Raw genomic sequence first — 26003 nt, forward strand, 5'->3', positions numbered from 1 at the left:
TCCAGTCTTGTATACAAGGATATCATATGTGTATTCTAAACAGTACCGTTTGTATGCCTAGGTCTTATCGATGAAACAGGAACCAACCCGTCTTGCAGACCAACTCAGAGTCCGGCTGGAGGGCGAGATTCTCTCAGGCGAGCTGGCGCCAGGCGACCGACTGGACGAAACGAAGCTTGCCGCCCGCTTCTCCGTATCACGCACACCGGTACGCGAGGCGCTGCATCAGCTTGCGACCGCGAAACTGATCAACCTGCGTCCCAGGCAAGGGGCGGTTGTTGCAGCCGTGACGGTTCAGGAACTGCTGCAGATGTTCGAAGTCATGGCCGAACTGGAAGCCGTTTGCGCCGGATTGGCGGCCCGCCGGATGACTCCCGCAGAGCGCAAACAGCTTGAGGAAAGCCATGAGCGCTGCGCCGATCTGGCCAAAAGCGGAGACGTGAACGCCTACTATCAGGAAAACCAGGTTTTTCACGAGACCCTGTACGCGGGCGCACACAACGAATTTCTGGAGAACATGACATCCAATACCCGCAACCGCCTTGCCCCCTACCGGCGCTTTCAGCTTCATCACCCGGGCCGTATCCGCAGGTCGCTCCAGGAGCATGCGTCCGTGGTCGAAGCGATCCGCGAGGGTGAATCGGAGCTGGCGGCGGAACGGATGCGCGGACACGTCAGTATCCAGGGCGATGTCTTCTCTGATCTGGTTTCCGCACTCCCGCCTTCCTATGTCCAGGCAAAGACGGCATAAGGCGTCGGCAAGGCCGGTTTTATCCCGACACTTTTCGAACCAGCAACAGGCCGTCGCCAGCGCGCGCCGCAACGAGAGAGCTTCGCAGAGATTAAATCCATGAATGAGAACCTATACAATCTTCTATCGGCCCACTTTCCAAAAGATCTCTCTCAGCGTTTCATCGAAACCGCCGACGCCGCGACTTACAGCTACGCCGATCTGATCGAGCATTCCGGACGTTTTGGACGCCTGTTGTCAAACCTGGGCGTCAAGAAAGGTGACCGGGTCGCGGTCCAGGTCGAAAAGTCGCCCGAAGCCATCTTCCTTTATCTCGGATGCCTGCGGATCGGCGCCATCTATCTGCCGCTCAACACTGCCTACAAGGAGACCGAGGTCGCTTACTTCCTGGGCGACGCCGAACCCACCGTGGTGGTGTGCCGACCGGCAAGCGAGGCCGCCATGGGCAAGATTGCCGAAAGCGCCGGCGTGAGCGGGGTGCTGACCCTGGGGCAAGACCGCGACGGCACACTGGTCGAGCGCAGCCTGGATCTGGATCCGGAAATCGGGTGCGTCGAGGCAAGTCACGATGACATCGCAGCCATCCTCTACACCAGCGGAACCACCGGCCGCTCGAAAGGTGCGATGCTGAGCCACCGGAACCTGGGTTCGAACACGGAAACACTGCACAAGCTCTGGGGCTTCCAGCCCGACGACGTCCTGCTGCACGCCCTGCCGATCTTCCACACCCACGGGCTCTTCGTGGCCACCAACTGCGTCCTGCTGAACGGCAGCAGCATGCTGTTCCTCAATAAATTCGATGCGGACAAGATGATCGAGCTACTGCCGCGTGCGAGCGTCATGATGGGCGTTCCCACCTTCTACACACGGCTCTTGGCGGACGCCCGCTTCACGAGAGACGTCTGCGCGAATATGCGCCTCTTCATCTCGGGTTCCGCCCCCTTGCTGGAAGAGACCTTCCAGCAGTTTCAGGCGCGCACCGGCCATAGCATTCTCGAACGCTATGGCATGACCGAAACCAATATGAACACCTCCAACCCTCTCGAAGGTGAGCGCCGCGCGGGAACGGTCGGTTTTCCTCTGCCGGATGTGGAGGTCCGCATTGCCGATGACGACGGCAACATACTGGCCACCAACGAGCCCGGCGTCCTGGAGGTTAAGGGGCCGAACGTTTTTCAGGGTTACTGGCGCATGCCGGAAAAGACCGCTTCCGAATTCCGCCCGGACGGCTTTTTCATCACTGGTGACGTGGCCAAGATCGACGAACGTGGCTACATCCACATTGTCGGCCGGGCCAAGGACCTGATCATCACCGGTGGCTTCAACGTCTATCCTAAGGAGATCGAGCTCTGCGTCGATGCCGTCGAGGGTGTCGGCGAATCAGCCGTGATAGGCCTGCCCCATCCGGACTTCGGCGAGGCCGTGGTCGCCGTGGTCACGCGCTCAGGTGCCGCGAACCTCGACGGACAATCCATCATCGATAGCGTGAAAGACGATCTGGCCAACTTCAAAGTACCGAAGAAAGTGGTTTTCCTGGAGGAACTGCCGCGTAACTCCATGGGCAAGGTCCAGAAAAACGTCCTGCGGGAAACCTACAAAGACAGCTTCACAACCCGGTAGTTCCGCCGCTTCATTCAGCAGCAGCGCGAGTCTCCAAGCCTTCGTCAGCGGTCAGACCCAGCATGAGGTTCAGGTTCTGAACCGCCGCGCCGGACGCCCCTTTGCCCAGATTGTCGAGCTGCGCAACCAGGACCGCCTGCCCCAGCTCTTCGTCGCCAAATACATACAACCGCATGTCGTTGGTGCCGTTCAGGGCTCGAGGGTCGAGGGCTGTTGCGCACCGCGCCGCTTCCTCCAGGCTCGCCACCGAGACAAAACGCTGTCCGGCATAATGCGCGCTGATAGCCGCATGGATGGCCGCGACCGAGGGTTTCGCCGCCAAGGCGCCGAGTTGCAGCGGCACCTGCACCAGCATGCCCTGGCTATAACGGGCCACGGAGGGCACGAAAATCGGCCGTTGGGTCAAACCGCCGCGTGCGACGATTTCCGGCACATGCTTGTGGTGCAGGCCGAGCCCGTAAGTATGAAAGGCCCGGGTTGTGTAGTTCGGTGAAGACTCGTCCTCGTAGGACTCGATCATGCCGCGACCGCCGCCGCTGTAGCCCGACACCCCGTTGATGGTCAGCGGGAAATCCGGCTGCAGCAGACCTGCGTCGATCAGGGGCCGGATCAGCGCGATGGCGCCGGTGGAATAGCAGCCCGGATTGCTGACGAACCGCGCTTTTGCCACCAGTTCCGCCTGCCGGGCGTCCAGCTCGGGAAATCCGAAGACCCAGTCGGGGTCGGTCCGGTGCGCCGTACTGGCGTCGATCACCCGGGTCTCCGGGTTCTCGAGCAGGCTGACAGCCTCGCGCGCAGCAGCATCCGGCAGGCAGAGAATGACCAGATCGGCGGCATTCAGCAGGCGTGCGCGGTGAACGGCGTCCTTTCGCTGCGAGTCGTCCAGACTCAGCAGTTCGATCGAACTCCGCTCCTGCAGGCGGGCCCGGATCTGTAACCCGGTCGTACCTGCCTCACCGTCAATAAACACCCGCGCGCCCATCGGGCCGCCTCCTTCTGCTGTTAGATTAATGCAAATTTGTCTTACAGACCGTGTCGGATAGCAAGTTCTTTGGCGGAATAGCCCCTATGCGTGCGGCACCTGCACCTATTCTGTAGTAGGCTCCAAGCCCTCCACGGGAACCTCAATTGGAAGGTAAATCATGCATCTGGAAGGCTCGTGCCACTGTAGAGCAGTGACCTTTAGCGTCGAATCTGCCCATCCCGTGCCCTACATGCGCTGTTATTGCAGCGTTTGCCGTAAAACCGGCGGCGGTGGCGGTTACGCCATCAATCTGGGCGCGACCCACAACAGCCTGAGCCTTCAGGGTAAAGAGAACATTCGGGTTTACCAGGCCATGATCGAGGATCCTCAAACCGGCAAAACCTCCAAGAGCCCAGCCGAGCGCAGCTTCTGCGGTCTCTGCGGCACAGCGCTCTGGGTCTGGGATTCACGTTGGCCCGAACTGCTGCATCCCTTTGCTTCCGCCATCGACAGCGACCTGCCTGCCGCGCCATCCCACAACCACATCATGCTGGAATTCAAGGCGTCCTGGGTGCCGCTTGAACGCGCCGAGAATGACGCCTGTTTTGACGCTTATCCGGATGAATCACTGGCGGATTGGCACGAACGGATGGGACTGGCAGCGCAAGTTGACAACTGAGCGTACTCAGGCTTTTTTTGCAGGCCTCACACGCGAATCAATTCCTGCATCCGGCTGGACCCGGCATGCGCAGCCGTCTAATTTGGAACTTTCCGCTTAAGATTCATTTTTTTGATTGGGCCGACGCTCATTTCTGAATTCTTCTCAATGCTTCTGCCCTATGTCGCACTGATTGTCGCTGTGCTGGTGATCATCGTTACCCTGTTGCCTTTGATCAAACGCGGGCGCTGGTGGATCCGGGTGTGCGACTACCCCCGGCTACAAATCGGGTTCTTCGGGCTCCTGGCACTTGCAGGCCTGCTTCTCCTGGAGGTGCCGGAGGGAATGAAGTGGCCGGTCGCCGCGGCCCTCCTTGCCGCCCTGGTCTATCAGTTCTGGCTTGTGATCCCCTTTTCACCGATCTTCAGGAGCCAGGTCGTGAGGGCCGAAGAGGGAGATGATCCCTACAGAGTCAGTATTCTGGTGGCCAACGTCCTGACCCCGAACCGGCGCGCGGACGATCTGCTCAAGATTATATGCGACGCAGACGCCGATATCGTTCTGGTCCTGGAGCCGGACGACTGGTGGCAGCAAAAGCTCGACGCCATCGAGGAGGACTATCCCCACACGATAAAGCGCCCGTTGGACAACACCTACGGCATGCTGCTGTACTCAAAGCACCCGCTGATCGAACCGGAATGCCGTTTCCTGGTCGCCGAGGGCATTCCCTCTTTCCGAGCTTTTCTGGAGCTGCCATCAGGTGATCGGGTCCGGTTTCACGGTCTTCATCCCAACCCGCCGCAGGTCGGTCTGGACACCGTCGGCCGGGACGCCGAGCTCGTCATTGTTGCCCGGGAGATTCAGGGTCATTCAGAGCCGGTCATCGTGGCCGGTGATATGAACGACGTCGCCTGGTCTCATACCACGCGGCTGTTTTTGCGTTTGAGCAGCATGATGGATCCCCGGATCGGACGGGGGCTCTACAGTACCTACAACGCGAAGATACCCTTTTTCCGCTGGCCCCTCGATCATGTATTTCACAGCAGTTCATTCCGGCTTCTGAGCCTGAAGCGGCTGCCCTACTTCGGGTCTGACCATTTTCCCCTTTACTGCGAGCTGCTGCTCGATCATTCGGTCCATGAAGAACATGAACCTCCGGAGCCGGCGCTAGAGGATCATCACGAGGCCCGGCGCATGATCGAAGAGGGTAAGAACGACGAGAGCCTGAAGCTGAACTGACCTGTAGGAAGAAGATGGCTACGGCACGCGCCGGACCTGGGTCCGCCGTCCGGCCATGACCGAGGCAACGACGGCAAGCGCGAAAGCGATTTCGATCCACCCGACGGCTTCAGCCAGTAAAAGTGCCGACGCCAGCAACGTCACAAAAGGCTGCAGCAACTGCAGCTGGCCGACGCGGGCGATCCCCCCGAGAGCAAGACCATGGTTCCAGGCGAAGAAACCCAGGAACTGGCTGAAGAGCGCCACATAGAAAAAGCCGCTCCAGGCGCCCACTCCGGCCTGCCAGTTGATCGGTCCGGAGGCCAGGAGGACAATAAGCAGCAGGAAAGGCACGGCGATGACCAGTGCCCAGCAGATCACCCGCCATCCGGCCATGTCGCGGGCCAGCACACCGCCCTTGGCATAGCCGACCGCCGCGCAGATCACGGCGATCACCAGCAGCAAATCGCCGAACGAGATCCCGCCGATCCCACCACCGCGCACGACGACAAAGGCAAAGACCAACGCCGCGCCCATCAGACCGAAGAACCAGAAAGCCAGTGACGGCCGCTCGCCGCCAAAGAGCGAACCCGCCACCGCGGTCGCGAGCGGCAGGATCGCAAGGACCACACCGCCGTGCGCCGCTGGAACCGTCGCCATGGCAATGGTTGCAAAGACCGGAAACCCGAACACGATGCCGCCGGAGGTTATGGCGAGGTTCCACCAGTGCCTGCGCGCAGGTATGGCTGTGCGGGTGACAAGCAACAAGAGCCCGGCACAAAGCGCCGCGGGGAGCGCGCGCCCCAGGCCGACGAACACCGGATCGAGCTCGGCCACCGCGATACGCGTGGTCGGCAGCGTAAGACCGAAAATGAGGACGCCGATCAGACCGTAGAACAGGCCTTGCGCATCCCGGGACCCAAGGCTTTTCACAGACCGGGTCAGCTTTTGCGGGCTTCGCGGGTGGCCACGTAGGCCTGAAGATGGCAGTAAGCCATGTCGAGCATCGGTGTCTCTATTCCGGCTTTGTCGCCTCGCGCGACCAGGTCGCCGATAATATGGTCCGCCTCGACCTCCGCGTCATTCTGAATGTCCCGAAGCATGGAAGAGGTTTGAACCGCGCTCTTGTGGGTCAGAAAACCGTAGGTGCCTTCGACGAACTTCTCGTCAAGCTCAAAGCCCTCCGCGCCTGCGATCGCCACGCACTCCTCGAGCATGGCACGCGTGTAGGACGTGCCGCGCTCGGTGGCGGCCACCGCATCCATGGAGCTGCGCATGAGACAGGTGATCCCGGCGAGAGTCGCCAGCAGCGCCCATTTTTTCCAGAGATCATTGCGGATCCGGTCGCTGCATTTGCTGTCGAAACCGGCTTCGGAAAAAAGCGCTTCGATCTCGGCGCAACGCGCTTTCTGGCCCTCTTCGAGCGGGCCATAGGTCACCCGGTGCAGTTTGCTCATGTGCTGGACCACGCCCTCGCCCGTCAGGGTCACCGCAAGATGACAGAGGCCGCCCAGCACCTTCGAAGACCCGAAGCGTTCGACCAGGCGGTCCAGATGAGCCATCCCATTCAGCAGCGGCAAGATAAGCGTCCCCTCCCCGACCGCCGGTGCAATGTCTTCCAGGGCCTGCGTCAGGTGATAGGCCTTACAGCTCAGCAGGATCAGATCGTAGGGCGTATCGATCCGGTCGGCGGTCAGGCTCTTGACCTGAAGCTCCGCGTTGCCAAAGGGACTCTCGATCCGCAATCCCTCCTTGGCCAACTGACCGGCCCGGCGTTCGCGCACAAGGAACGTGACATCCGCACCCGTCTCCACCAAACGTCCGCCAAAGTATCCTCCGGTTCCGCCGGCCCCCAACACGAGAATGCGCATCGACTTTGTCCGTATAATATATTAGATTATTTCCACTTTATTGGATCAGCGGCGCCTGTCAAGCGACGTTGGAGCAATTTCAGGTTTACGAACCTCAAGCGTAATCGCCGCAAGGACGCTCGACAGCTTAATGACCAGATCGCCCAACCTGGATGCCCCCATCGCGCAATCCATCCGCCGCCTCCGCAGCACAACAGGACTGAGTCTGGAAGCGCTCGCAAAACGGGCCGATGTGAGCAAATCCATGATTTCCAAGATTGAGCGCGGTGAAACCAGTCCAACCGCCAACACCCTCGGCCGACTAGCCGAGGCGCTCGATGTCAGCCTTTCCCAATTGATGGGCCTGCAGGAAAAACGCGAGGTCGTTGTTCTGCGTGAAGCGGAACAACCTGTGTTCCGGAGCATCGACGGCAGTTTCCAGCGCCGCTGCCTCTCGCCGATCTTCCCGGCGCGGGGCGTGGACGTCGTGCTGAACACACTGGCCGCGAAATCCCGCAGCGATCTCGCAGTCGGTCACAAGACCGGCGTGGATGAGCACCTCTATGTCACCAGCGGCAAACTGCGTATCCACCTTGGGAACAGCGCGTATGAGTTGGCGGCGGGAGACAGCATCTACTACCAGGCCGACATAGCCCACGAGTTCGAAAACCCGGGTGACGACGATGCTACGTTCTTCATAGTGATCGACAGTTCGGCCCTGCGGAAATAAAGCAGCCCGGGCCGAATGAACTTTCATTAACACCGGGCTTTTGCAGCGACCTTGATCATGAGCGAGAGTCAGCACGCTAAAGCCATGCAAACAAATCGCTTTACCCCTTGAGTCGTCATGCCTGTGAATCCATCTTGTCTTTGAGACTAAGATGAGAACTCGTAGCGAGGTCCGTTAAAAATGCCAGCCCGCCGCCTCTATCCGCCGCGCCCCACTCGAGTACCACCAGCAGCCAGACCGCATCTCGCGGAGACGGGTGTATGAGAAGAGTCTTGCGTTACGGTTTTTGGGGCGTCACATCCCTCCTGGCCCTGCTCCTCGTTGTTGCAGTCGGCGGTTTTCTCTGGCTGCGAACGTCACTACCGGACCTGAACAGCGACGTCTTGTTACCTGGTTTGCAGGCAGAGGTGACCGCACTGCGCGACAAAGACGGCATCGTCACCATCAAAGCTGGGTCCGATCTGGACGCCTACCGGGCGCTTGGCTATCTGCACGCCCAGGACCGGCTGTGGCAGATGGACCTTATGCGCCGCAGTGCCGCCGGACGTTTGTCGGAAGTGATCGGTTCCCCGACGATCCGGATGGACAGGATCATGCGCACGCTTGGGCTCTATAATCTGGCGAAGGCAAGCTACAGCAAGCTCACACCTGAAGTCCGCTCGGCGCTGGACGCCTATACGGCCGGCGTGAACGCTTACATGGACAGCAGGAGCGGCGCTCTGCCGCCGGAGTTCCATCTGCTTCGCTACAGCCCTGAGCCCTGGAGCCCGGCAGACTCCTTGGTCTGGAGCCGCCTGATGGCGATCCAGCTCTCGGGCAACTGGCGCAGCGAACTGTTAAGGGCGCGCCTGAATGAATTTTTGAAACCGGAACAGATCCGCGCGCTGTGGCCGGACTATCCGGCGGACGCCCCGGTCGCGCTGGCGGGGCTCGACCGCAGAGCCGCGCTTGATCCGCTGGAGAGTCTGCCCTGGGCGCTGGAACCCAAGGATGCCTCGAATTCCTGGGTACTCTCCGGCGCAAAAACAACGACCGGCAAACCGATCCTCGCCAACGACCCTCATCTCGCCCTCAATGCTCCCGGACTCTGGTATCTGGTCGATATCCGAACCCCCGACGGACGCATTCGCGGCGCTTCCGCGCCGGGCGTACCCTTTGTCGTTCTGGGACAAAATCAGCATCTCGCCTGGGGTTTTACCACCACGCACAGCGATACGCAGGATCTTTTCGTAGAGAAGCTCGACCCGGCGCAAGCCGGACATTACATCACACCGGAAGGCCCGCGTCCCTTTGAAACGCGCGAAGAAGTGATCGCGGTCCGCGGCGCAGAAGACGTCGTCCTAAACGTCCGACGCAGCCGGAACGGGCCAATCATCGATGACATCGCCGATCCCGAAGACCTCGCGAGCGCGTCGAAAACCGCCGGCGCGGAGAGCGGGACACGGCTTGCCCTCGCCTGGCCCGCTTTACGCGATGACGACCTCATCCCGCAGGCCATTTATGGCTTCAACAAAGCCAGCAACTGGCAGGAATTTCTGGCTGCCAGCCGCTTCTTCCACGCACCTCAGCAAAACATCGTCTATGCCGACGTGAATGGAAACATCGGTCTGGTCGTGCCGGGGCGTGTGCCGATACGCGCCAAGGGCGACGGCCGGGTTCCGGTCCCCGGCTGGAGCGACGAATACGCCTGGACGGGCTTCATTCCCTTCGAGGAGATGCCCCAGGGCGCAAACCCTGAAGCCGGTCTCTACGTGGTCGCCAACAATAAGATCGTCGACGACGACTATCCGCACCTGATCACCGCCGACTGGCCCAGCCAATACCGCGCCGCCCGCATTCAGGAGGTGCTGGACGCGACGCCGAAAGGCAGCATTGAGGACTCGCTAGCATTGCAGAACGATATCGTCTCGATTCCAGCGCGCACGCTCATGCCTTTCCTGCTGCAGACCGAAGCGAGTTCGCCAGCCGCCAAAGAAGCACTGGCGCTGCTGTCGAATTGGGACTTCAGACTGGACCGCACGCGGCCAGAGGGTCTGATCTACAATAACTGGCTCAATAAGCTGAATGCGGCCCTGCTCGAGGACGAGCTCCGGGCCGAATTCAGCAGCTTCCGCCGCCCCAAGACAGAGCTGGTCGCCCGTATTCTCTCCGGCGCGGCCGCAGCCTCCGACCCGCCGCTGGACTGGTGCGACGACATCGGCACGGGGCAGGTCGAGAGCTGCGCGCAGATCCTGGCAAGCAGTCTCGAAGACTCCCTGGCGGAAATCGCGGCGGCTTATGGCGACGACATAGATGCCTGGCGCTGGGGAGACGTGCACCGCGCCACCCTGCCCCATCCCATTCTCAGCCGCATTCCGGTGCTCTCGGACCTCTTCGATATTTCAGTCGAAACAGATGGCGGCGCCGAGACCGTCAAGCGCGCGGGCGTGAGTTTCAACGGTCCGCTCGACAAGCGGTTCAATGACCGCCACGGCGCCGGTTACCGGGCGGTCTACGATCTGGCCGACCCGGCGAACTCGCGCTTCATGATCGCGACCGGCCAGTCGGCCAATCCCCTCTCGCAACACTACGGCAGCTTCGCGGAACGCTGGCGGGACAGTCAATACGTGACGATCGACACCAGCGAGGCGAACGCGAAGTACCGCATGCTGCTGAAGCCGGAATAGACGCCGAGCTACCAGGCTTTATAGGGCAGAAACTTGCCGCTCATCTTCACCTCGATACGGTCGCCCTTGGGGTCGGGAATCTTATCGACGTACATCTCGAAGTCGATTGCGCTCATAATGCCGTCGCCACCCTTTTCCTGGATCAGTTCCTTGATGGTATCTCCGTAGACGCCGACGATTTCGTAAAGCCGGTAGATACAGGGGTCCGTGGGGATGGTCTGATTGAACATCTTGGTGGGAAACTCCGCGAGCACGACGGCGGCTTCCTGCGGCAGGGCCAGGGTCTTGACCAGAAGGTCGGCCTTTTCGCGCGGCAGGGAGTTCATGCCCAGGCAGGCCGAGGTCGTAAAGACCGGCGACATGCCGATGCTCTCGGCAATGCCTTCCCAGGTCAGACCGGCGGTCTTCTTTTTCTCAATGATCATTTCCGCGACATCGACTTTATTCATTGTCTGTCCTTTCTCGAGGATTCCTGTGATTAGAGTGTTGAGTTGGTCACTGCACCAGCGACATGCGTTCGGGTTCCACGAGGGGTGCAGGCCGGTCTTCCCCCGGTCGCTCCCCGAGTCCCTCCCCGGACCCTTCCCCTTCAGCCGAATGTGCCGGTCGGACTGTCGCAGGCCGCCGGGGCTTCATGGGTCCGTCATCGTCGGGGCGTTCCTCAGCCAAAGCCTTGGAGCGCAAAGCCAGGAACTCGACCAGATGATTGCGGATCTTGTAGTAGCCCGGGTCGTGAATGATCTCCGCCCGGTTCCGCGGCCGGGGAATATCGATCACCACACTCTCGGCAACGCGGGCGTAGGGCCCGTTGGTCATCAGCAGAATGCGGTCGGCCAGCAGAATCGCTTCGTCCACATCATGGGTGATCATGAAGACCGTCTGTTCGCTGCCCGACCAGATCCGGATCAGCTCGTCCTGAATGGTGCCCCGTGTCAGGGCGTCGAGAGCCCCGAAGGGTTCATCGAGCAACAGCAGCTTCGGCTGAATGGCGAAAGCGCGGGCGATCGAGACCCGCTGTCGCATGCCGCCGGAGAGCTGCGAGGGCTTGCGGTGCTCCGCCCCGCCGGACAGTCCCACCATCTCCAGATACTTGTAGGAGTGCTCAAGGATCTGCTCCTTGCTCCAGTCCGGATGGCGGGCACGCACGCCGAAGGTCACGTTCTTAAGCGCCGATCGCCAGGGCAGCAGGGAATAGTTCTGAAAGACCACGCCCCGGTCGAGGCTCGGCCCCACGACCTCCTTGCCATCCATAGTAACCGCGCCCGAGGTCGCTGTATCCAGTCCGGCCAGGACGTTCATGATGGTGGACTTGCCGCAGCCCGAATGCCCGATGATGCAGACGAACTCGCCCTTATTGATGTCGAAGCTGACATCCTCGAACACGGTCAGATCTTCACCGCCGGGGCTGGGGTAGCGCTTGGTGAGTGCATCGATTTCTAAAAACGGATTCTTCATGCTGCCCCTATTCCTGATAGCGCACGGCGCGTTGAACCTGGGCGAAGGCGGCGTCGAGCAACATGCCCACGACACCGATCACCAGAATGGAGAAAATCACGCTGGTCAGATCGAGGTTGTTCCACTCGTTCCAGACGTAATAACCAACGCCGGTTCCGCCCACGAGCATCTCCGCCGCCACGATCACCAGCCAGGCAATGCCGATGGAAATGCGCATGCCGGTCACGATGGTCGGCGCGGCGGCCGGCAGGATGACGGTCAAGGCCGTGCGCAGCGATCCCAGTTCGTGAGTGCGCGCGACGTTCACCCAGTCCTTGCGCACCCCGGCGACCCCGAAGGCCGTATTGATCAGCATCGGCCAGATGGAGCAGATAAAGATCACAAAGATCGAGGAGGCCTCGCTGTCCTTGATGATAAAAAGCGCCAGGGGCATCCAGGCCAGCGGTGAGATCGGCCGCAGCACCTGAATGAAGGGATCAAGCGCCCGGTACATCAGGGGCGACATGCCGATCAGAAAACCGATGGGGATCGCGATCATCGCAGCCAGGAAATATCCGCTCAGCACCCGGAACAGCGAATAGCCGACCTGAATGCCGATCCCCTTGTCGTTGGGTCCGTTATCGTAGAAGGGATTGGAGAGTTCCTCCCAGGCGCGTCCGAGCACCTGCGAGGGCGGCGGGACTCTGGCCTCCTGGTCCGCCCCGCCCATAAGTCTCTCGTATTCGGTCATCTCACCGGCGGCTTTCACCGCCGGTGTCGACAATTCCCAGATCCCCAACGTCACCACAAGGATGATACCGGAGAGGAATAAGGCCCGTGCGGCCAGTGAAGACATGATGGCCATACCTCAGACCCGGGTGATCGCGAAGCTCTTGGCGTAAGCCTCGGGCTCGCTCGGGTCGAAGGTCTTGCCCATGATGGTGTAGCTCTCGTAGGTCTCGTCCGGCGGGGTCAGTCCCAGCTTCTTCATGATCTTGGCGCAGTCCGCGGTCAGATAAACCTGCTCGGCAATACCCTTGTAATCGACCTCGCCCTCGATATAGCCCCAGCGTTTCATCTGGGTCAGGATCCAGACTCCCATGGAGTGCCAGGGGAAGGGATCGAAATCGATCCGGTCGGGCACGTCCTTGATGTTGCCCAGCCCGTCGGCGTAACGCCCGGTCATGACCTGCTCGATGACCGGCACCGGCTGGTTCAGATAGTTGGTGGGCGCGATGGCGGCGGAGATTTCCTTCCGGTTCTCGGCCTTGCTGGCATAGGTCGTGGCGTCCACCAGCGCTTTCAGAAGATTGCCGTAGGTATTGGGCAGGGTTTCGGCAAACTCGGCCGAGCAGGCAAAGGCGCAGCAGGGATGCCCGTCCCAGATCTCTTTGGTCAGGGCGTGAATGAAACCGACCTTCTCCCAGACCGCGCGCTGATTGAAGGGGTCCGGCGAGAGATAGCCGTCGAGATTACCGGCGCGCAGGTTTGCCACCATCTCGGGCGGCGGCACGACGCGGATCTGGATGTCCTTATCCGGATCGAGCCCGGCCTCGGCGACGTAGTAGCGCAGCAGGAAGTTATGCATGGAGTATTCGAAGGGCACGCCGAACTTGAAGCCCTTCCACATCTTCGGATCGTTCTTGTCCTTGTGGTCGACATGCAGAACGATGGCCTGCCCGTTGATGTTCTCGACCGCCGGCATGATAAAGGGCGTCGCCGTCGAACCCGCACCCATGGTGATGGCCAGCGGCATCGGGGTCAGCATATGCGCCGCGTCATATTCCTTATTCAGGGATTTGTCGCGGGCAACCGCCCAGCCCGCCGTCTTGATGACATCCACGTCCAGGCCGTATTTCTCATAAAAACCAAGCGGCTTCGCCATGATGATCGGCGTCGCGCAGGTGATCGGCACGAAACCGACATTCAGTTTGCTTTTCTCCGGCTTGCCAAGGGTATCGAGGATCGCCGCCTTGGCTTTCTCTATCGGGAAGACGCTGGAGATTGCGGCCGCCAACGCGGTCGTTCCCAGCAAGCCGGCGAAGCTGCGGCGCGAGAGCTCGTTGTGTCCGAAGACCGAGCGGACAACCGCGCTCTCGATGGCACGCTCCATGACCGCCTCGCTGGAGTTCAAGGAATCCTGTTCCCCGGCCACCTCGATCTCGGTGGCCGCCATTTCATCAGACAGTGTCTCAGCGCCGCAGACCTCGCAGCCGCAGTTTGCGCCGTGGCGCAGGTCCGCTTTGGCGCTGTAGGGATTGCCTAAGGAATTACTGGGTCTTTTCGAAGCCATTTCGGTTCCCCTGTCATAGATCGTTGTTTGGCTCGTGGCCGTTGACAGGGGTATTCGCAAAGACCGTGCCAGTTATTGTGCAGCGCACAGTATTGATAAACATCAAGATCTTACTCTACCCTCCTCCATTGATACATCATTACGAAAATTCGTAATTTCTATTTTTTCGTAATTCGGTTATGATTTTTCGTAATCGTTGCTCTCAGGAGATTTCACGCCGTGCCGGTCAAGCTTCCCGATCCTCAAGCAGCGCGCCGCTTTGGCGTCTCTCTTGACCCAGAGAGCCTGCGCGACGCGCCCCTGCCGATGACCGGCGAACTCCTGAAGACCGCCTTTGCGAACGCGCCGGAACCGCTTCTGCTGATCGATCCCCTCAACGACGTGATTCTGCGCGCCAACAAAACCGCCTGCGCCATCTACGCGCTCACGAGTGACGAACTGCTGAAACGCGCCTTCTCGGGCCTCTACAAGGAGTGCCGCGGCGAACTGCTGGTGGTGAGCGAGGAAGCCTTCGAGCGCGGCCATGCCTGGAGCCGGGATCTGGTCCTGCGGCGCCCGGACGGCAGCGCGATGGACCTGGAGCACGGCTTCGTCGCTTGCAAGCAACGGGACAGGCGCTATCTGCTGGTTTCAATCCTGGACCTCACATCCCTGCGCTATCGCAGCATCGACAGCGAAGCCGATAGCTATCATCGCCAGGGCCTTGACGAGTGGCGTCGCGCCGAGCGCTTCTTCCGGGAAATCGAGCGCGAGAACCAGATGATCCTGAGCGCCGCGGGTGAAGGCATCTACGGGGTCAACGCCGATGGCATCACGACCTTCGTCAATCCGGCGGCGGAAGCGATGCTGGGCTGGAAGGCAGAGGAACTGGTCGGCTCCGAAATGCACAGCATGATCCATCACAGCCACGCGGACGGCACCTGCTATCCCAACGCCAGTTGCCCGATTTTCAACGCTTTTCGGGAAGGCAAGATAAATACGGTCGACGACGAGGTCTTTTGGCGTAAGGACGGCAAACCACTCCGGGTCGAATACACCTCGACCCCGATCGTTGACGACGGGGCCATGGTTGGCGCCGTGATCGTGTTCCGGGATATCTCCGAGCGCAAGCAATCGGAGGAACAGCTGCGTCAGGCCCTCGAGGAAAACGCCGCCCTGCGTGAGCGCCTGGAGAAGGAAAATGCCTATCTGCAGGAAGAAATCCTGACCCAGTCCAACCACCATGAAATTCTCGGGAACTCCGCAGCTGTCAAAAAGATCCTGCAACAGATTGATCTTGTTGCCCCGACCGATGCCTCGGTTCTGATCACGGGCGAAAGCGGCACCGGCAAAGAGCTGGTGGCCCGCGCCATTCATCAGGCCTCGGACCGCCGGGACCGGCCGTTGATCCGGGTGAACTGCGCCGCGATCCCGCGCGAGCTTTTCGAGAGTGAGTTCTTCGGGCACGTGAAGGGTGCTTTCACCGGCGCCTTGCGGGACCGCGTGGGGCGTTTTGAGCTGGCAGACGGCGGGACCATCTTTTTGGACGAGGTCGGCGAGATTCCGCTCGATCTCCAGTCCAAGCTCTTGCGCGTTCTGCAGGACCGCCGCTTCGAGAGGCTGGGCGACGAAAAAACCCGCGAGGTCGACATCCGCCTGATCGCGGCGACCAACCGCAATCTCAAGAAGGAGGCCGCCGCCGGACGTTTCCGGGAAGACCTCTATTTCCGGATCAACGTCTTTCCCATCGAATGTACGCCCCTGCGCGAACGCAGCGACGATATTCCCATTCTGGCCCAGCATTTCCTGAAGACGGTTGCCAGCCGCCTGAACCTGAAGAAGCTGACGCTGACCAATGCCAACATAGAGACCCTTCGGGCCTATGCCTGGCCGGGCAACGCCCGTGAGCTTCAGAACGTGATAGAGCGGGCCATGATCCTGGCCCGCCATGGCCGTTTGCAATTCCATTTGCCCGGCGATACGGCGTCCGCCGGCAAATCGGAGGAAGCTGCCACAGACGAAGGCCGGATTCTCACCTCGAAGCAAATGTCCGCCTTCGAAAAAGCCAATATCGAGCGCGCCCTGCTGGCCGTGGGCGGCAAGGTGTCGGGAACAGACGGTGCGGCCGCCCTGCTGGGCATGAAAGCCACGACCCTCTACTCGAAAATCAAGAACATGGGCATTGGCGAGAAACGCACCGCCTGACCCGGCGGCATACGAAGCAACAACCTACTTCAAACCTTTGAGGCCGCTGGTGTCGATTCCCTTTAGCGCATCCTGGCCAATACGGTCTTTGCGCGCCTCTTCCATCTGCTGGATCTCAAGCGCCATCCGCATCTGCCTGTCCATGGCTTCCTGTTCCGATTCGCACTGCCGGAACCCGTCCGACCAGCCCTGCGCATACTTGCTGTCGGCTTCGAAGCGGTTGACGTCTTTCTTGAAGTCCTCGAACAGCGCCCCGCCCGCCTTCTTGCCGCTGTGACAGCCGTCTTCAAAGCCGTCCGCATAAGCAACAGGATAACCCTGTTCAAGCAAAAGATCCCGTTCACTCGCGCAGGCACTGAGAATGACAGCGCCGATCAAGAGGGCCCCAGTAGAATATCGGTTCAGTCTCATGGCCGAACGCTCCCTTCCTCTCATCCGCTAAAACCTGATCAGATGTCAGTCATGCAAATTGATATTGAGTGCTACCATGACGGCGGCAAGTGTGGTGTGGTCTCGCCCAGAGATAACGCAAAGCGGCTTTTTGAGTCGCCTTCCCAAGCATGGCGCCTTACCTTTCTATGAAACACCGAAGAGTAGAAGCGGTGATGAAAATTCAGGGAAGAACGCAATGACAGCAAAAGCACCGGTTTTTGGCGGCGTCCTGGAAGCCATCGGCAACACGCCGCTGATGGAAGTCACACACCTGGATACGGGCCCCTGCCGTCTGTTCCTGAAGCTGGAAAGCCAGAACCCGGGCGGATCCATCAAGGACCGCATCGGGAAGTCGATGATCGAAGCGGCTGAACAAGACGGTTCGCTCAAGCCCGGCGGCAAGTTGATCGAGGCGACCGCAGGCAACACCGGGCTCGGCCTGGCGCTCGTCGCCGCGCAGAAAGGTTATCACCTGACCCTGATCGTCCCGGACAAGATGGCGCAGGAAAAGATCTTCCATCTGAAGGCTCTGGGCACTGAAGTGATTCTGACCCGCTCCGACGTGGGGAAAGGTCATCCCGAATACTATCAGGACATGGCCGAGCGCATCGCCGCCGAAACCGGCGCGATCTTCGTCAATCAGTTCGATAACCCCGCAAACCCCTACGCGCACGAAACTACGACCGGGCCGGAGATCCTGGAGCAGATGGACGGCGACCTGGATGCCATGGTCTGCGGCGTCGGCTCCGGCGGCACCATCACCGGACTGGGCCGCTATTTCGCCAAGGCCTCTCCCAAGACCGAAATGGTCCTGGCCGATCCGGAAGGCTCGATCCTCGCGGAGTACGTGAACACCGGACACCTCTCCGAGGACGTCGGGTCCTGGGTGGTCGAGGGGATCGGCGAGGACTTTATCCCACCGGTCTCCGATCTATCGCTGGCAAAATCCGCCTACACGATCAGCGACAAGGAAGCGCTGATGACGGCACGGGAGCTTCTGACCAAGGAAGGTGTTCTCGGCGGCTCCTCCTCCGGGACGCTCATTGCCGCCGCCCTGCGCTATTGCCGGGAACAGACCGAACCCAAGCGGGTCGTCACCTTTGTCTGCGACAGCGGCAACAAGTACCTCTCCAAGATGTTCAACGACTTCTGGATGGTCGACCAAGGCTTTATCCAGCGCGAGCAACATAATGACCTGCGCGACCTGATCGCCCGCCTGCACGAGAAGCATGCCACGGTTCTGGTCAGCCCTGAAGACACGCTACTGGTCGCTTACGGCCGCATGAAGCTCTACGACGTCTCGCAACTGCCTGTCCTGGACGCGGACAGCAAGGCGGTCGGCATCATCGATGAAAGCGATATTCTGCTGGCGGTGACGGAAAACGAAGACCATTTCAAAAAGAAGGTCGGCGAGGCCATGACCAGCAAACTGGAAACGGTCCCCTCCGACGCGCCGATGGAAGCCCTGCTTCCCATATTCAACAAGGACATGGTCGCCATCGTCGTCGATGGCGATACCTTCCTCGGACTCATTACGCGGATCGATCTTTTGAACTATCTGCGTCGCAGGATGAAGTAGAAAACTATGCCGGATAGCCCCGACCGCACCACCGCCAAGACCAACCGCGCGAGCTTCGAAACCCGCGTGATCCACGCCGGTCAAAGCCCCGACCCCTCGACCGGTGCCATCATGCCGCCGATCTACGCCACCTCCACTTATGTGCAGGAAAGTCCGGGGGTCCACAAAGGCTACGAATACAGCCGTTCCCAAAACCCGACCCGCATGGCCTACGAGCGCTGCATCGCCGATCTGGAAAGTGGCACGAACGGCTTTGCCTTCGCCTCGGGCCTCGCGGCCATCGGCACCGCGCTGGAGCTGCTGGACAGCGGGAGCCATATCATTGCCATGGACGATCTCTATGGCGGCTCCTACCGGCTCTTCGAGAACGTCCGTAAGCGCTCGGCGGCCCTGGAGTTCAGCTTTGTCGACATGACCGACCTCTCGGCCCTGGAAGCCGCGATCCGGCCCGAGACCAAGATGATCTGGGTCGAGACCCCGACCAATCCCCTGCTTAAGCTGGTCGACCTGGAAGCCGTCGCTACTCTGGCCCGCAAGCGCGGCATCCTCTGCGTCTGCGACAACACCTTCGCCTCCCCCTGGGTCCAGCGCCCGATCGAACAGGGTTTCGATATGGTGATGCACTCGGCCACCAAGTATCTCAACGGCCATTCCGATATGGTCGGTGGTGTGCTGGTGATCGGCAACCGGCCGGACCTGATCGAACAGATGGCCTACCTTCAGAACGCGATCGGCGCCGTTCAGGGGCCTTTCGATTCGTTCCTGGCATTGCGCGGCCTTAAGACACTTGCCCTGCGCATGGAACGGCACTGCAACTCAGCCCTCACCATCGCGCGCCACCTGGAAGCTCATCCGAAGATCGAAAAGGTCTACTACCCCGGTCTTGAGAGCCACGCCCAGCACGAGTTGGCCAAGCGCCAGATGCAGGCCTACGGCGGCATGGTCACTGCCGTGCTGAAAGGCGGCCTGGACGATGCCCGCCGCTTCCTGGAGCGGGTCGAGCTCTTCGCGCTCGCCGAGAGCCTGGGCGGTGTCGAAAGCCTGATTGAGCATCCCGCCATTATGACTCACGCCTCGATCCCACCCGAAAACCGGGAAGCACTCGGCATCAGCGACGGGCTCGTGCGTCTCTCGGTCGGTGTCGAAGGCGTTGACGATCTGATTGCGGATTTAGAGCAAGCCCTGGCCTAGACTGGGCCTTTAAACAGCCAGCGAACGCACTCCCTGCGACGGACGGCCCGCTTTCGAGATCTATCCTGCCCAAAACCTCCTGAAACGGTGTCAGGGTGTGAGGGTATCCGGGCTATGCCCATCAGCGGAGCCGGAATTGCTTTCGGTACTCGCTCGGCGAGGTGTTGACGGTACGCAGGAAAGCCCGTCTCATCCCTTCGTCGTCCTGAAAGCCGCATCTGCTTGCGATGACTTTTATGCTTTTGTCCGTCGTCGCCAAAAGATCACGTGCCCTGTCTACACGGATAGCCTCTAACGACTTCGCAGGTGAGATGCCCATCACGTCGCTGTAGCGTCGCGAGAAGTTTCGGGAACTCATCCCGCATTCATCGGCCATATCATCGACTGAAATCCTGCGCCGGATATTGTCGGACAACCAATCGTGCAGACGTGAGAACCTGCCTTCGGTGTCGCGGGCTTGCCGGTCCAGTTCCGCGCTGAATTGCGACTGGCCGCCGGACCTCACCATGGGTGTCACCAGCGAACGCGCCATCTCAATGGCGGCGGGTTTTCCAAGGTCTTCTTTAACAATCGCCAAGGCCATATCGATACCAGCGGTGATGCCGGCGGAGGTCCAGACCTTCCCGTCCTTGATAAAGATCGGATCGACTTCCACCTTCACTGCCGGATACTGACTTGCAAGCTGTTCACAGTCCTCCCAATGCGTGACGGCATGCCGATCGTTCAGCAATCCCGCCGCTGCCAGAACAAGCGCGCCGGAACAAACCGAACAGACCCGGGTGGCTTGCTTCGCAAGAATCCTGATCTGTTCGACAAAAGCCTTATCGCGAGCTGCCTCGCCGGCCCCGTCTCCACCGATGACGATTAGGGTATGAATGGGCGGCTTCTGACGCGCCTCGCTCCAATTGACGAGCGGGTCACTCTCGATCTGCACAATCGTATTGGTTTCAATCCGCCCCCCGTCACGCGAAGCGACATAGGTTCGGTATGCGGCCTCCGACAGAGCGTTCCGGCGTGAATGCGTAAAAACCTGAAGCGGACCAACCAGATCGAGAAGCACAATATTCGGATACACGATGAACAGGACGTTCATCCGGTCAGGCGCATCTATCGGCAGATTGGCAGGATATGAGGTCATTTTGGCATTTATGCCATTCAACACTCGGGTCATACAATGGCGATCACGCAGCCACGCAGGGCTCCGTTACCTTCAGCAAAGGGCACAGGTTATGAGAACACTCGGCGCACTGGTTTTCCCCGGCTTTGAAACCCTCGACTACTTTGGTCCGATCGAAATGCTCGGGGGGCTGACAGATGAAATTGAAGTTGTCACGGTCGCAAAAGATAGAGATCCCGTGCCGAGTGTGCATGGTCAGAAAATCGTTGTGGACAGGATTTTGTCGGAAAAGGACGACTACGACCTCTTGTTCATCCCCGGCGGTGATTCTGCGCTGATCGAAAGCGAAGATCCGGACTTCATGGCATGGATCCGGGAGGCATCTGCAAACGCGGAGCGGGTGCTGGCCGTATGCACCGGAACTGTGCTGCTGGCGATGACGGGTGTTCTGGATGGACGCAAGGCGACAACCAACAAGCTTGATTTCACCAAGACAGTGCCTCTGGCGCCTGATGTGGAATGGGTAAAGCAGGCAAGGTGGGTCGAAGACGGAAAGTTCTTTACCTCTTCCGGTGTCTCGGCCGGAATGGATATGGCGTTGGCCGTACTTGCAGATTTGTTCGGTGCGGATGTCGCGAGGGAAATGGCGAGATCATGCGAATACACATGGCATAGCGACCCAACCTGGGACCCCTTCGCGAAGTCTGCCGGCCTGATCTGAAGGCGCGGCCATGCGCAGCGAGAGGGCCAAGGGCTGGTTTGCGTGTAACCATTTGCTATAACGCATCACGCTCGTTGAGAACGCAAAGGGCCAGTCTGAATGCCCGCGCCGATTTTACTGCTGATCTATCTCGCTCTGGTACTGACACCGCTGGTGCTCACCTGGTTATCCGGGATGCCGCCGCGTCCTCTCATCGACGAGCTTTCGACGGGCCTGGCACTGGTTGCCTTCGCGGCACTCTTGGTTGAGTTCCTGTTGTCGGGAAGATTCCGAACGATCTCGGACCGCGTTGGTATGGACACCACCATGCGGTTCCATCAACTCTTAGCCCGGTTGATCGTCGCGCTGCTCCTGCTGCATCCCTTTCTCTACACGACCCCGGTCCCTGACTATCCGCCGCCCTGGGATGTGACGGCGCAGAGCTATCTGAAGCTCACAGTCTGGACGATGGCAAGCGGCGTGCTGGCCTGGATCCTGCTCATCGTGTTGGTGGCGACGGCGATCGCGCGCGATGGTCTGCCCTACAGCTACGAGAGCTGGCGGCTGGGCCACGGGATCGGCTCGGCACTGATCGCCGGGCTCAGCGCGCATCACGTGCTGGAGGCCGGGCGCTACAGCGCAGAACAACCGCTTTACACCTTCTGGCTGGTCCTCCTCGGGTGTGCTCTGGCCTCGCTCCTTTATGTCTACCTGATCTCGCCACTCCTCCAAATCCGCCATCCCTATGAGGTTCTATCCGTGCGACGCATCGCCGAGCGGACCTGGGAGCTGGCAATCGCCCGGAAGGACCGGAAACCGCTGCCGTTCGAGGCCGGCCAGTTCGTCTGGCTCAATATCGGCCCGACCCCGTTCTCGCTGCATGAGAACCCTTTCTCGATCAGCTCGGCACCCGCCGCCGGTGAACGGGTGGAGTTCGTGATCAAGGAGGCCGGTGACTTCACCCGCTCGCTCGCGGCAATCCAGCCGGGCGCGCGCGCCTGGATCGACGGGCCGCACGGCAGTCTGACCACGCCGGGCCCGGAAGCGCCCGGGGTCGGGCTGATCGCCGGCGGCGTCGGCATCGCGCCGCTGGTGGGCATTCTGCGTCAGATGCGGGCGACGGGCGATCTGCGGCCGGTCGCATTGCTCTACGGCAACCGGGTCGAGGATCAGATCGTCTACCGCGACGAACTTGAGAAGCTGGCCGCCGAAGACATGGTGACGGTCCATCATGTGCTGTCCGAACCCTCTGCCGAGTGGCGCGGCGGCGTTGGTCTGGTGGATGCGGAATCGATCGCGGCCACCTTCGACGGGTTCAGCGACGCGCGCGATTGGACCTATTTACTGTGCGGTCCGCCTGCCATGATCGACAGCGCAGAGGCCGCACTGCGGGCGCGGGGCGTGCAGTCGAATTCTATCCGCTCCGAGCGGTTCGTTTATGATTGAGGAGGCAATAGTGCCGAAAAAAACGCTCTTGCTTTGCGTCTGGTGGTCGACCAACGCGGTCGTTCTCCTGTCTTCGGTCATCTTTGCATTGCGTTGAGCGGACATCTTCCTGCGCTCCCCTTACTTAGACCGGCCGTCCGATCGGGTCGTTGTCCAGCGTGATCGCAACGCCATGCGGAGTAGCGTGCGCCGCCCGTTGCCAGGACTTTGCCAGCGCCGCGACACTTGGAACGTCCACGACACCTTTCGACGCCAGGAGTTTTTCCAGCGCCGTCAGCCAATGGCTGTAGTAGTCCGAGCCATCCTCCTTGGCCGATTTCTGATGCAGTTCCGCCGAGAGGAATTGCGCCCATTCCGGCCAGTCGAATAGCCCGCTCTCATGCAGCGTCACCGTCAAGGCGAAGGCCTGCGCCTGCCAGGGTTCGTCGAATACCTTTGGATCAGGCTGAGTGGCCGGATTGGACTTTTGGGGAGCTTCAGGCTGGGTCAAGGTAGCTTTCCCACGCATCGATCGTATTGCTCAAACCTGGCTCAGCATCCGGCCCCCAGAGCGCAGCACCGTCGAATTCAACGGTGTAGAGCCACTGCGGCTGTTCCCCCTCGCCATGGGCACTGGTGTCCGGGAAAACGTGTACGCCGCGCAGGGCCTGTATGACGCCGATTTTGTCGCGTGCATAGTTGGGCAGCCGAGTATGCCCGGCCGGATGGGCCAGCTTCGTTCGCACCTTTTGTCCAACGGAAAAAAGCGGCTCGCTGCTTTTCGGGCGCTCGGACGGCCCGCCCGAAGCCAGCACCTTCGGCATAGCCTCACCGGTGACCTTGCGGTTCGTGCGCAGTCCGGGCTGCAAGGCCTTTCCCGCCGCCAACTCGGCATCCGTCAACTCGCCGTGCCGTTTCAAGAGGGCCGTGACCCCCTCGTACCAGATCTCGTAATAGGACAGGCCATAGTATTGCTGGGGCGAGAGGCTTTCGCGCGCGAAGCGGCCTTCGTCGATGCTCCAGTGGCCCAGCCCGTTTGACGCGATCGTCAGGCCCAGCACCTTCTTTTCCCACTCCGCGTGGAAGATCGGTTCGTCCTGTTCCGGGTTGATGGGGCCGAAGTTTCGCTTACCGCCTAAATCCTGAGGACCATCCACAGCCGTCACTCCTGTTCCGGCTCGAGAGCCAGGCCGGTTCCGATCATGCTGTCACGGGTCACCAGATCGGTGAGTTCGCTCTCGCTCATCCCATCACTGCCCGCCGGACGCATCGGGATCACCAGGTACCGCAGTTCCGCGGTCGAATCCCAGACTTTGATCTTTGTGCCCTCGGGCAGTTCCACGCCGAATTCGCCAAGCACCTTGCGCGGCTCATAGACGACGCGGGAGCGGTAAGGCGGGGATTTGTACCAGACCGGCGGCAATCCAAGCACCGGCCAGGGGTAGCAGGAACAGAGGGTGCAAACGACCATATTGTGCTGTTCGGGCGTGTTAAAGACGGCATGCATATGCTCGCCCTGCCGGCCATCGAAACCCAGCGAGTTAATCGCCGCGCTCGCATTCTTTTCCAGGGAGGCGCGAAACTCCGGATCCACCCAGGCCTTGGCTACGACCTGCGCGCCATTCCTGGGGCCTACCTTGTGCTCGTAGGTTTCAACTACGACATCGACCGCCGCGGGATCCACCAGCCCCTTTTCCTCCAGAATGGTCTGCAGAGCGCGGACTTTCGCATCCATGTCGCTGAGATGGTTGTCATGATCGTGATGATGATCGTCAGAAATGTCCTCGCCCTCCCGAAAGTGCATATGCGCAAGCTATTGCAAAGGTACTTTGGAGACTGCCCCCACAGGGTTCAACGGAAAAGCGGCGCCGGTCGCGAAAACGTCAAATCGCAACGGGAAGAACGTCCGCCCTCACCTGTAAATAAGCGTCGGCAGCCACATGGTGAAGAAGGGCACGAAGGTCATCAGCAACAGAACCGTGACCAGCGGCACCAGGAAGGGTGCCGTTGCGATCACACAGCGTTCGAAGGGGACCGACGAGACCTTCGAGAGCACGTAGAGCACCATCCCGACAGGCGGTGTCAGCAAGCCAAGCATCAGATTCAGGATCAGGATGATACCGAAGTGAACCGGATCCAGGCCGATGGTCACCGCCACCGGCAACAGCACCGGCACCAGAATGGTGATCGAAGCAATGGTCTCCATGAAGCAGCCGATGATCAGAACCATCAGGGTGATCAGGAGGAGGATGACGATCTTGTTATCGGTGAACCCTAGCAATACATCGGCGAACTGTCCCGCGACCTGATTGGCGGTCAGGATCCAGCCGAAGATCGCCGAGCTGGCCACGATCATCAGGATGGCCGCGGTGGTCTCGATGGTGTCCATGGAGACCCGAAGGATCCCGCGCCAGGTCAGGGTCCGGTAGACAACGAGTCCCAGGAAAGCGGAGTAAGCCACCGCCGCGATCGCGGCCTCGGTCGGGGTGAAGACACCGGTGATGATGCCACCGACGATGATGATGGGTGTCATCAACGGCAGCGTAGCGTCGAGCAGCGACTCAAAGAAATGCTTTACGCTGAAGCGCTCGTCGCGCGGATAATTGTTTAGGCGGGCTTTCCAGGCGACCATGATCATCAGGGCGATTGCCATCATCACGCCGGGGATCAAACCGGCCGCAAAAAGCTGGCCGATCGAGGTATCGGCGATCACGCCGTAGATCACCAGGGGCAGCGAGGGCGGAATGATCGGGCCGATGGTCGAGGACGCCGCGGTGATCCCGACCGAGAAGTCCGTGTCGTAACCGGCATCGCGCATGGCCTTGATTTCGATGTTGCCGAGGCCGCCGGCATCAGCCACCGCCGCTCCGGACATACCGGCAAAGATAACACTGGCGCCGATGTTCACATGCCCCAGACCGCCATGGGCCCAGCCGACGGAAGCGCGGGCAAAATTGAAGATCTTGGTGGTGATCCCGCCGGTGTTCATCAGATGGCCAGCCAGAATGAAGAAGGGAATCGCGATCAGGGGAAAGCTGTTGATCCCGTTGATCATGTTGTGCAGGACCACAAGGCTCGGCATGCCGTTGAAGAGAATGAAGGTCAGCGACGACAGCCCCAGCGCGACGGCCACCGGCACACCCATCACAAGCAGCACAAAAAGCATCAGAAAAAGAAAAAGGATCGACATG

General features: G+C 60.4%; 24 protein-coding genes. 11 read left to right on the forward strand and 13 right to left on the reverse strand.

Translation table 11 applies throughout. From position 1 onward, the window contains the following. The first annotated feature begins 70 nt into the window (after nucleotides 1–70). Together FKG95_RS10260 and FKG95_RS10265 are read left to right on the forward strand one after the other, a co-directional pair. Nucleotides 71–751 (forward strand): GntR family transcriptional regulator, encoded by a 681-nt coding sequence (locus FKG95_RS10260; RefSeq protein WP_142896262.1) that lies wholly within the window; start codon nucleotides 71–73, stop codon nucleotides 749–751. Between the two features lie 99 nt (nucleotides 752–850). After that, on the forward strand, nucleotides 851–2371 hold the full coding sequence (locus FKG95_RS10265) for a malonate--CoA ligase (RefSeq protein ID WP_142896263.1): 1521 nt from the start codon (nucleotides 851–853) through the stop codon (nucleotides 2369–2371). Between the two features lie 10 nt (nucleotides 2372–2381). Here FKG95_RS10265 and argC read toward each other — a convergent pair whose 3' ends face one another. Further along, nucleotides 2382–3353, reverse strand: coding sequence for an N-acetyl-gamma-glutamyl-phosphate reductase (gene argC / locus FKG95_RS10270; protein WP_142896264.1), 972 nt, complete (start codon nucleotides 3351–3353; stop codon nucleotides 2382–2384). A gap of 160 nt (nucleotides 3354–3513) precedes the next feature. Between argC and FKG95_RS10275 the strand changes: the two genes are divergently transcribed. Beyond that, nucleotides 3514–4014, forward strand: a complete 501-nt coding sequence (locus FKG95_RS10275) for a GFA family protein (RefSeq protein WP_142896265.1) — start codon at nucleotides 3514–3516, stop codon at nucleotides 4012–4014. 147 nt (nucleotides 4015–4161) lie between these two features. Then, entirely contained in the window at nucleotides 4162–5232 is a 1071-nt protein-coding gene (locus FKG95_RS10280; protein WP_142896266.1) for an endonuclease/exonuclease/phosphatase family protein, read from the forward strand. A gap of 18 nt (nucleotides 5233–5250) precedes the next feature. On the opposite strand, the gene FKG95_RS10285 is transcribed toward FKG95_RS10280, so the two are convergent. Next, nucleotides 5251–6144, reverse strand: coding sequence for a DMT family transporter (locus tag FKG95_RS10285; RefSeq protein ID WP_218940155.1), 894 nt, complete (start codon nucleotides 6142–6144; stop codon nucleotides 5251–5253). Nucleotides 6145–6152: 8 nt separating this feature from the next. Further along, entirely contained in the window at nucleotides 6153–7082 is a 930-nt protein-coding gene (panE, locus tag FKG95_RS10290) for a 2-dehydropantoate 2-reductase (protein ID WP_142896268.1), read from the reverse strand. 130 nt (nucleotides 7083–7212) lie between these two features. Between panE and FKG95_RS10295 the strand changes: the two genes are divergently transcribed. Continuing rightward, a complete protein-coding gene (locus tag FKG95_RS10295; protein ID WP_142896269.1) occupies nucleotides 7213–7791 on the forward strand; it encodes a helix-turn-helix domain-containing protein in 579 nt (192 codons plus the stop codon). A 260-nt stretch (nucleotides 7792–8051) separates the two neighbouring features. After that, nucleotides 8052–10457 (forward strand): penicillin acylase family protein, encoded by a 2406-nt coding sequence (locus FKG95_RS10300; RefSeq protein ID WP_142896270.1) that lies wholly within the window; start codon nucleotides 8052–8054, stop codon nucleotides 10455–10457. 8 nt (nucleotides 10458–10465) lie between these two features. Here the strand turns inward: FKG95_RS10300 and cynS are convergent, their stop codons facing one another. The 4 genes from cynS to FKG95_RS10320 are packed head-to-tail and all read right to left on the reverse strand — an operon-like array spanning nucleotide 10466 to nucleotide 14184. Then, complete coding sequence (gene cynS, locus FKG95_RS10305; RefSeq protein WP_142896271.1) at nucleotides 10466–10906, reverse strand: cyanase; 441 nt, start codon at nucleotides 10904–10906, stop codon at nucleotides 10466–10468. Nucleotides 10907–10952: 46 nt separating this feature from the next. Further along, a complete protein-coding gene (locus FKG95_RS10310) occupies nucleotides 10953–11912 on the reverse strand; it encodes an ABC transporter ATP-binding protein (protein ID WP_142896272.1) in 960 nt (319 codons plus the stop codon). A 7-nt stretch (nucleotides 11913–11919) separates the two neighbouring features. Continuing rightward, complete coding sequence (gene ntrB / locus FKG95_RS10315; protein ID WP_142896273.1) at nucleotides 11920–12747, reverse strand: nitrate ABC transporter permease; 828 nt, start codon at nucleotides 12745–12747, stop codon at nucleotides 11920–11922. Between the two features lie 12 nt (nucleotides 12748–12759). Beyond that, entirely contained in the window at nucleotides 12760–14184 is a 1425-nt protein-coding gene (locus FKG95_RS10320; RefSeq protein WP_142896274.1) for a CmpA/NrtA family ABC transporter substrate-binding protein, read from the reverse strand. A gap of 219 nt (nucleotides 14185–14403) precedes the next feature. On the opposite strand from FKG95_RS10320, the gene FKG95_RS10325 reads away from it, so the two are divergent. Next, nucleotides 14404–16368 carry a sigma 54-interacting transcriptional regulator gene (locus tag FKG95_RS10325; protein WP_246116737.1) on the forward strand — a complete coding sequence of 655 codons (1965 nt, stop codon included), beginning with the start codon at nucleotides 14404–14406 and terminating at the stop codon, nucleotides 16366–16368. A gap of 24 nt (nucleotides 16369–16392) precedes the next feature. Here the strand turns inward: FKG95_RS10325 and FKG95_RS10330 are convergent, their stop codons facing one another. Further along, nucleotides 16393–16779, reverse strand: coding sequence for a hypothetical protein (locus FKG95_RS10330; protein WP_142896275.1), 387 nt, complete (start codon nucleotides 16777–16779; stop codon nucleotides 16393–16395). A 217-nt stretch (nucleotides 16780–16996) separates the two neighbouring features. Here FKG95_RS10330 and FKG95_RS10335 point away from each other — a divergent pair, with 217 nt between their 5' ends. Both FKG95_RS10335 and FKG95_RS10340 read left to right on the forward strand, forming a co-directional pair. Continuing rightward, nucleotides 16997–18379, forward strand: coding sequence for a pyridoxal-phosphate dependent enzyme (locus FKG95_RS10335; protein WP_142896276.1), 1383 nt, complete (start codon nucleotides 16997–16999; stop codon nucleotides 18377–18379). A 6-nt stretch (nucleotides 18380–18385) separates the two neighbouring features. After that, on the forward strand, nucleotides 18386–19570 hold the full coding sequence (locus FKG95_RS10340) for a trans-sulfuration enzyme family protein (RefSeq protein WP_142896277.1): 1185 nt from the start codon (nucleotides 18386–18388) through the stop codon (nucleotides 19568–19570). A 121-nt stretch (nucleotides 19571–19691) separates the two neighbouring features. Here the strand turns inward: FKG95_RS10340 and FKG95_RS10345 are convergent, their stop codons facing one another. Continuing rightward, nucleotides 19692–20708, reverse strand: coding sequence for a GlxA family transcriptional regulator (locus tag FKG95_RS10345; protein ID WP_142896278.1), 1017 nt, complete (start codon nucleotides 20706–20708; stop codon nucleotides 19692–19694). Nucleotides 20709–20799: 91 nt separating this feature from the next. Between FKG95_RS10345 and FKG95_RS10350 the strand changes: the two genes are divergently transcribed. Next, nucleotides 20800–21408: a DJ-1/PfpI family protein gene (locus FKG95_RS10350; protein ID WP_142896279.1), complete on the forward strand. Its 609-nt coding sequence runs from the start codon at nucleotides 20800–20802 to the stop codon at nucleotides 21406–21408. Between the two features lie 99 nt (nucleotides 21409–21507). Continuing rightward, nucleotides 21508–22833, forward strand: a complete 1326-nt coding sequence (locus FKG95_RS10355; RefSeq protein ID WP_142896280.1) for a ferredoxin reductase family protein — start codon at nucleotides 21508–21510, stop codon at nucleotides 22831–22833. 124 nt (nucleotides 22834–22957) lie between these two features. Here the strand turns inward: FKG95_RS10355 and FKG95_RS10360 are convergent, their stop codons facing one another. The 4 genes from FKG95_RS10360 to FKG95_RS10375 all read right to left on the reverse strand — a co-directional run bounded on the left by FKG95_RS10360 (nucleotide 22958) and on the right by FKG95_RS10375 (nucleotide 26002). Next, the gene (locus tag FKG95_RS10360; protein WP_218940156.1) at nucleotides 22958–23323 is read right to left on the reverse strand and encodes a nitrile hydratase accessory protein; all 366 of its coding nucleotides are present in this window, start codon (nucleotides 23321–23323) and stop codon (nucleotides 22958–22960) included. Continuing rightward, entirely contained in the window at nucleotides 23310–23969 is a 660-nt protein-coding gene (nthB, locus tag FKG95_RS10365; protein WP_142896282.1) for a nitrile hydratase subunit beta, read from the reverse strand. The genes FKG95_RS10360 and nthB overlap by 14 nt, the downstream gene beginning before the upstream one ends. Nucleotides 23970–23974: 5 nt before the next feature. After that, nucleotides 23975–24616, reverse strand: a complete 642-nt coding sequence (nthA, locus tag FKG95_RS10370; RefSeq protein ID WP_142896283.1) for a nitrile hydratase subunit alpha — start codon at nucleotides 24614–24616, stop codon at nucleotides 23975–23977. Between the two features lie 108 nt (nucleotides 24617–24724). Further along, on the reverse strand, nucleotides 24725–26002 hold the full coding sequence (locus tag FKG95_RS10375) for a TRAP transporter large permease (protein WP_142896284.1): 1278 nt from the start codon (nucleotides 26000–26002) through the stop codon (nucleotides 24725–24727). Between the last annotated feature and the right edge of the window lies 1 nt (nucleotide 26003).

The sequence above is a fragment of the Denitrobaculum tricleocarpae genome, assembly GCF_007004665.1.
GTDB lineage: Bacteria > Pseudomonadota > Alphaproteobacteria > Kiloniellales > Kiloniellaceae > Denitrobaculum > Denitrobaculum tricleocarpae.

Coding starts and splice junctions, on each gene's coding strand:
- FKG95_RS10335 (WP_142896276.1), top strand. CDS start 16,997: ATGACAGCAAAAGCACCGGTTTTTGGCGGCGTCCTGGAAGCCATCGGC.
- FKG95_RS10340 (WP_142896277.1), top strand. CDS start 18,386: ATGCCGGATAGCCCCGACCGCACCACCGCCAAGACCAACCGCGCGAGC.
- FKG95_RS10260 (WP_142896262.1), top strand. CDS start 71: ATGAAACAGGAACCAACCCGTCTTGCAGACCAACTCAGAGTCCGGCTG.
- FKG95_RS10350 (WP_142896279.1), top strand. CDS start 20,800: ATGAGAACACTCGGCGCACTGGTTTTCCCCGGCTTTGAAACCCTCGAC.
- FKG95_RS10275 (WP_142896265.1), top strand. CDS start 3,514: ATGCATCTGGAAGGCTCGTGCCACTGTAGAGCAGTGACCTTTAGCGTC.
- FKG95_RS10375 (WP_142896284.1), bottom strand. CDS start 26,002: ATGTCGATCCTTTTTCTTTTTCTGATGCTTTTTGTGCTGCTTGTGATG.
- argC (WP_142896264.1), bottom strand. CDS start 3,353: ATGGGCGCGCGGGTGTTTATTGACGGTGAGGCAGGTACGACCGGGTTA.
- FKG95_RS10310 (WP_142896272.1), bottom strand. CDS start 11,912: ATGAAGAATCCGTTTTTAGAAATCGATGCACTCACCAAGCGCTACCCC.
- FKG95_RS10330 (WP_142896275.1), bottom strand. CDS start 16,779: ATGAGACTGAACCGATATTCTACTGGGGCCCTCTTGATCGGCGCTGTC.
- panE (WP_142896268.1), bottom strand. CDS start 7,082: ATGCGCATTCTCGTGTTGGGGGCCGGCGGAACCGGAGGATACTTTGGC.
- FKG95_RS10265 (WP_142896263.1), top strand. CDS start 851: ATGAATGAGAACCTATACAATCTTCTATCGGCCCACTTTCCAAAAGAT.
- FKG95_RS10320 (WP_142896274.1), bottom strand. CDS start 14,184: ATGGCTTCGAAAAGACCCAGTAATTCCTTAGGCAATCCCTACAGCGCC.
- FKG95_RS10300 (WP_142896270.1), top strand. CDS start 8,052: ATGAGAAGAGTCTTGCGTTACGGTTTTTGGGGCGTCACATCCCTCCTG.
- FKG95_RS10345 (WP_142896278.1), bottom strand. CDS start 20,708: ATGACCTCATATCCTGCCAATCTGCCGATAGATGCGCCTGACCGGATG.
- FKG95_RS10280 (WP_142896266.1), top strand. CDS start 4,162: ATGCTTCTGCCCTATGTCGCACTGATTGTCGCTGTGCTGGTGATCATC.
- nthA (WP_142896283.1), bottom strand. CDS start 24,616: ATGCACTTTCGGGAGGGCGAGGACATTTCTGACGATCATCATCACGAT.
- FKG95_RS10295 (WP_142896269.1), top strand. CDS start 7,213: ATGACCAGATCGCCCAACCTGGATGCCCCCATCGCGCAATCCATCCGC.
- FKG95_RS10355 (WP_142896280.1), top strand. CDS start 21,508: ATGCCCGCGCCGATTTTACTGCTGATCTATCTCGCTCTGGTACTGACA.
- cynS (WP_142896271.1), bottom strand. CDS start 10,906: ATGAATAAAGTCGATGTCGCGGAAATGATCATTGAGAAAAAGAAGACC.
- ntrB (WP_142896273.1), bottom strand. CDS start 12,747: ATGTCTTCACTGGCCGCACGGGCCTTATTCCTCTCCGGTATCATCCTT.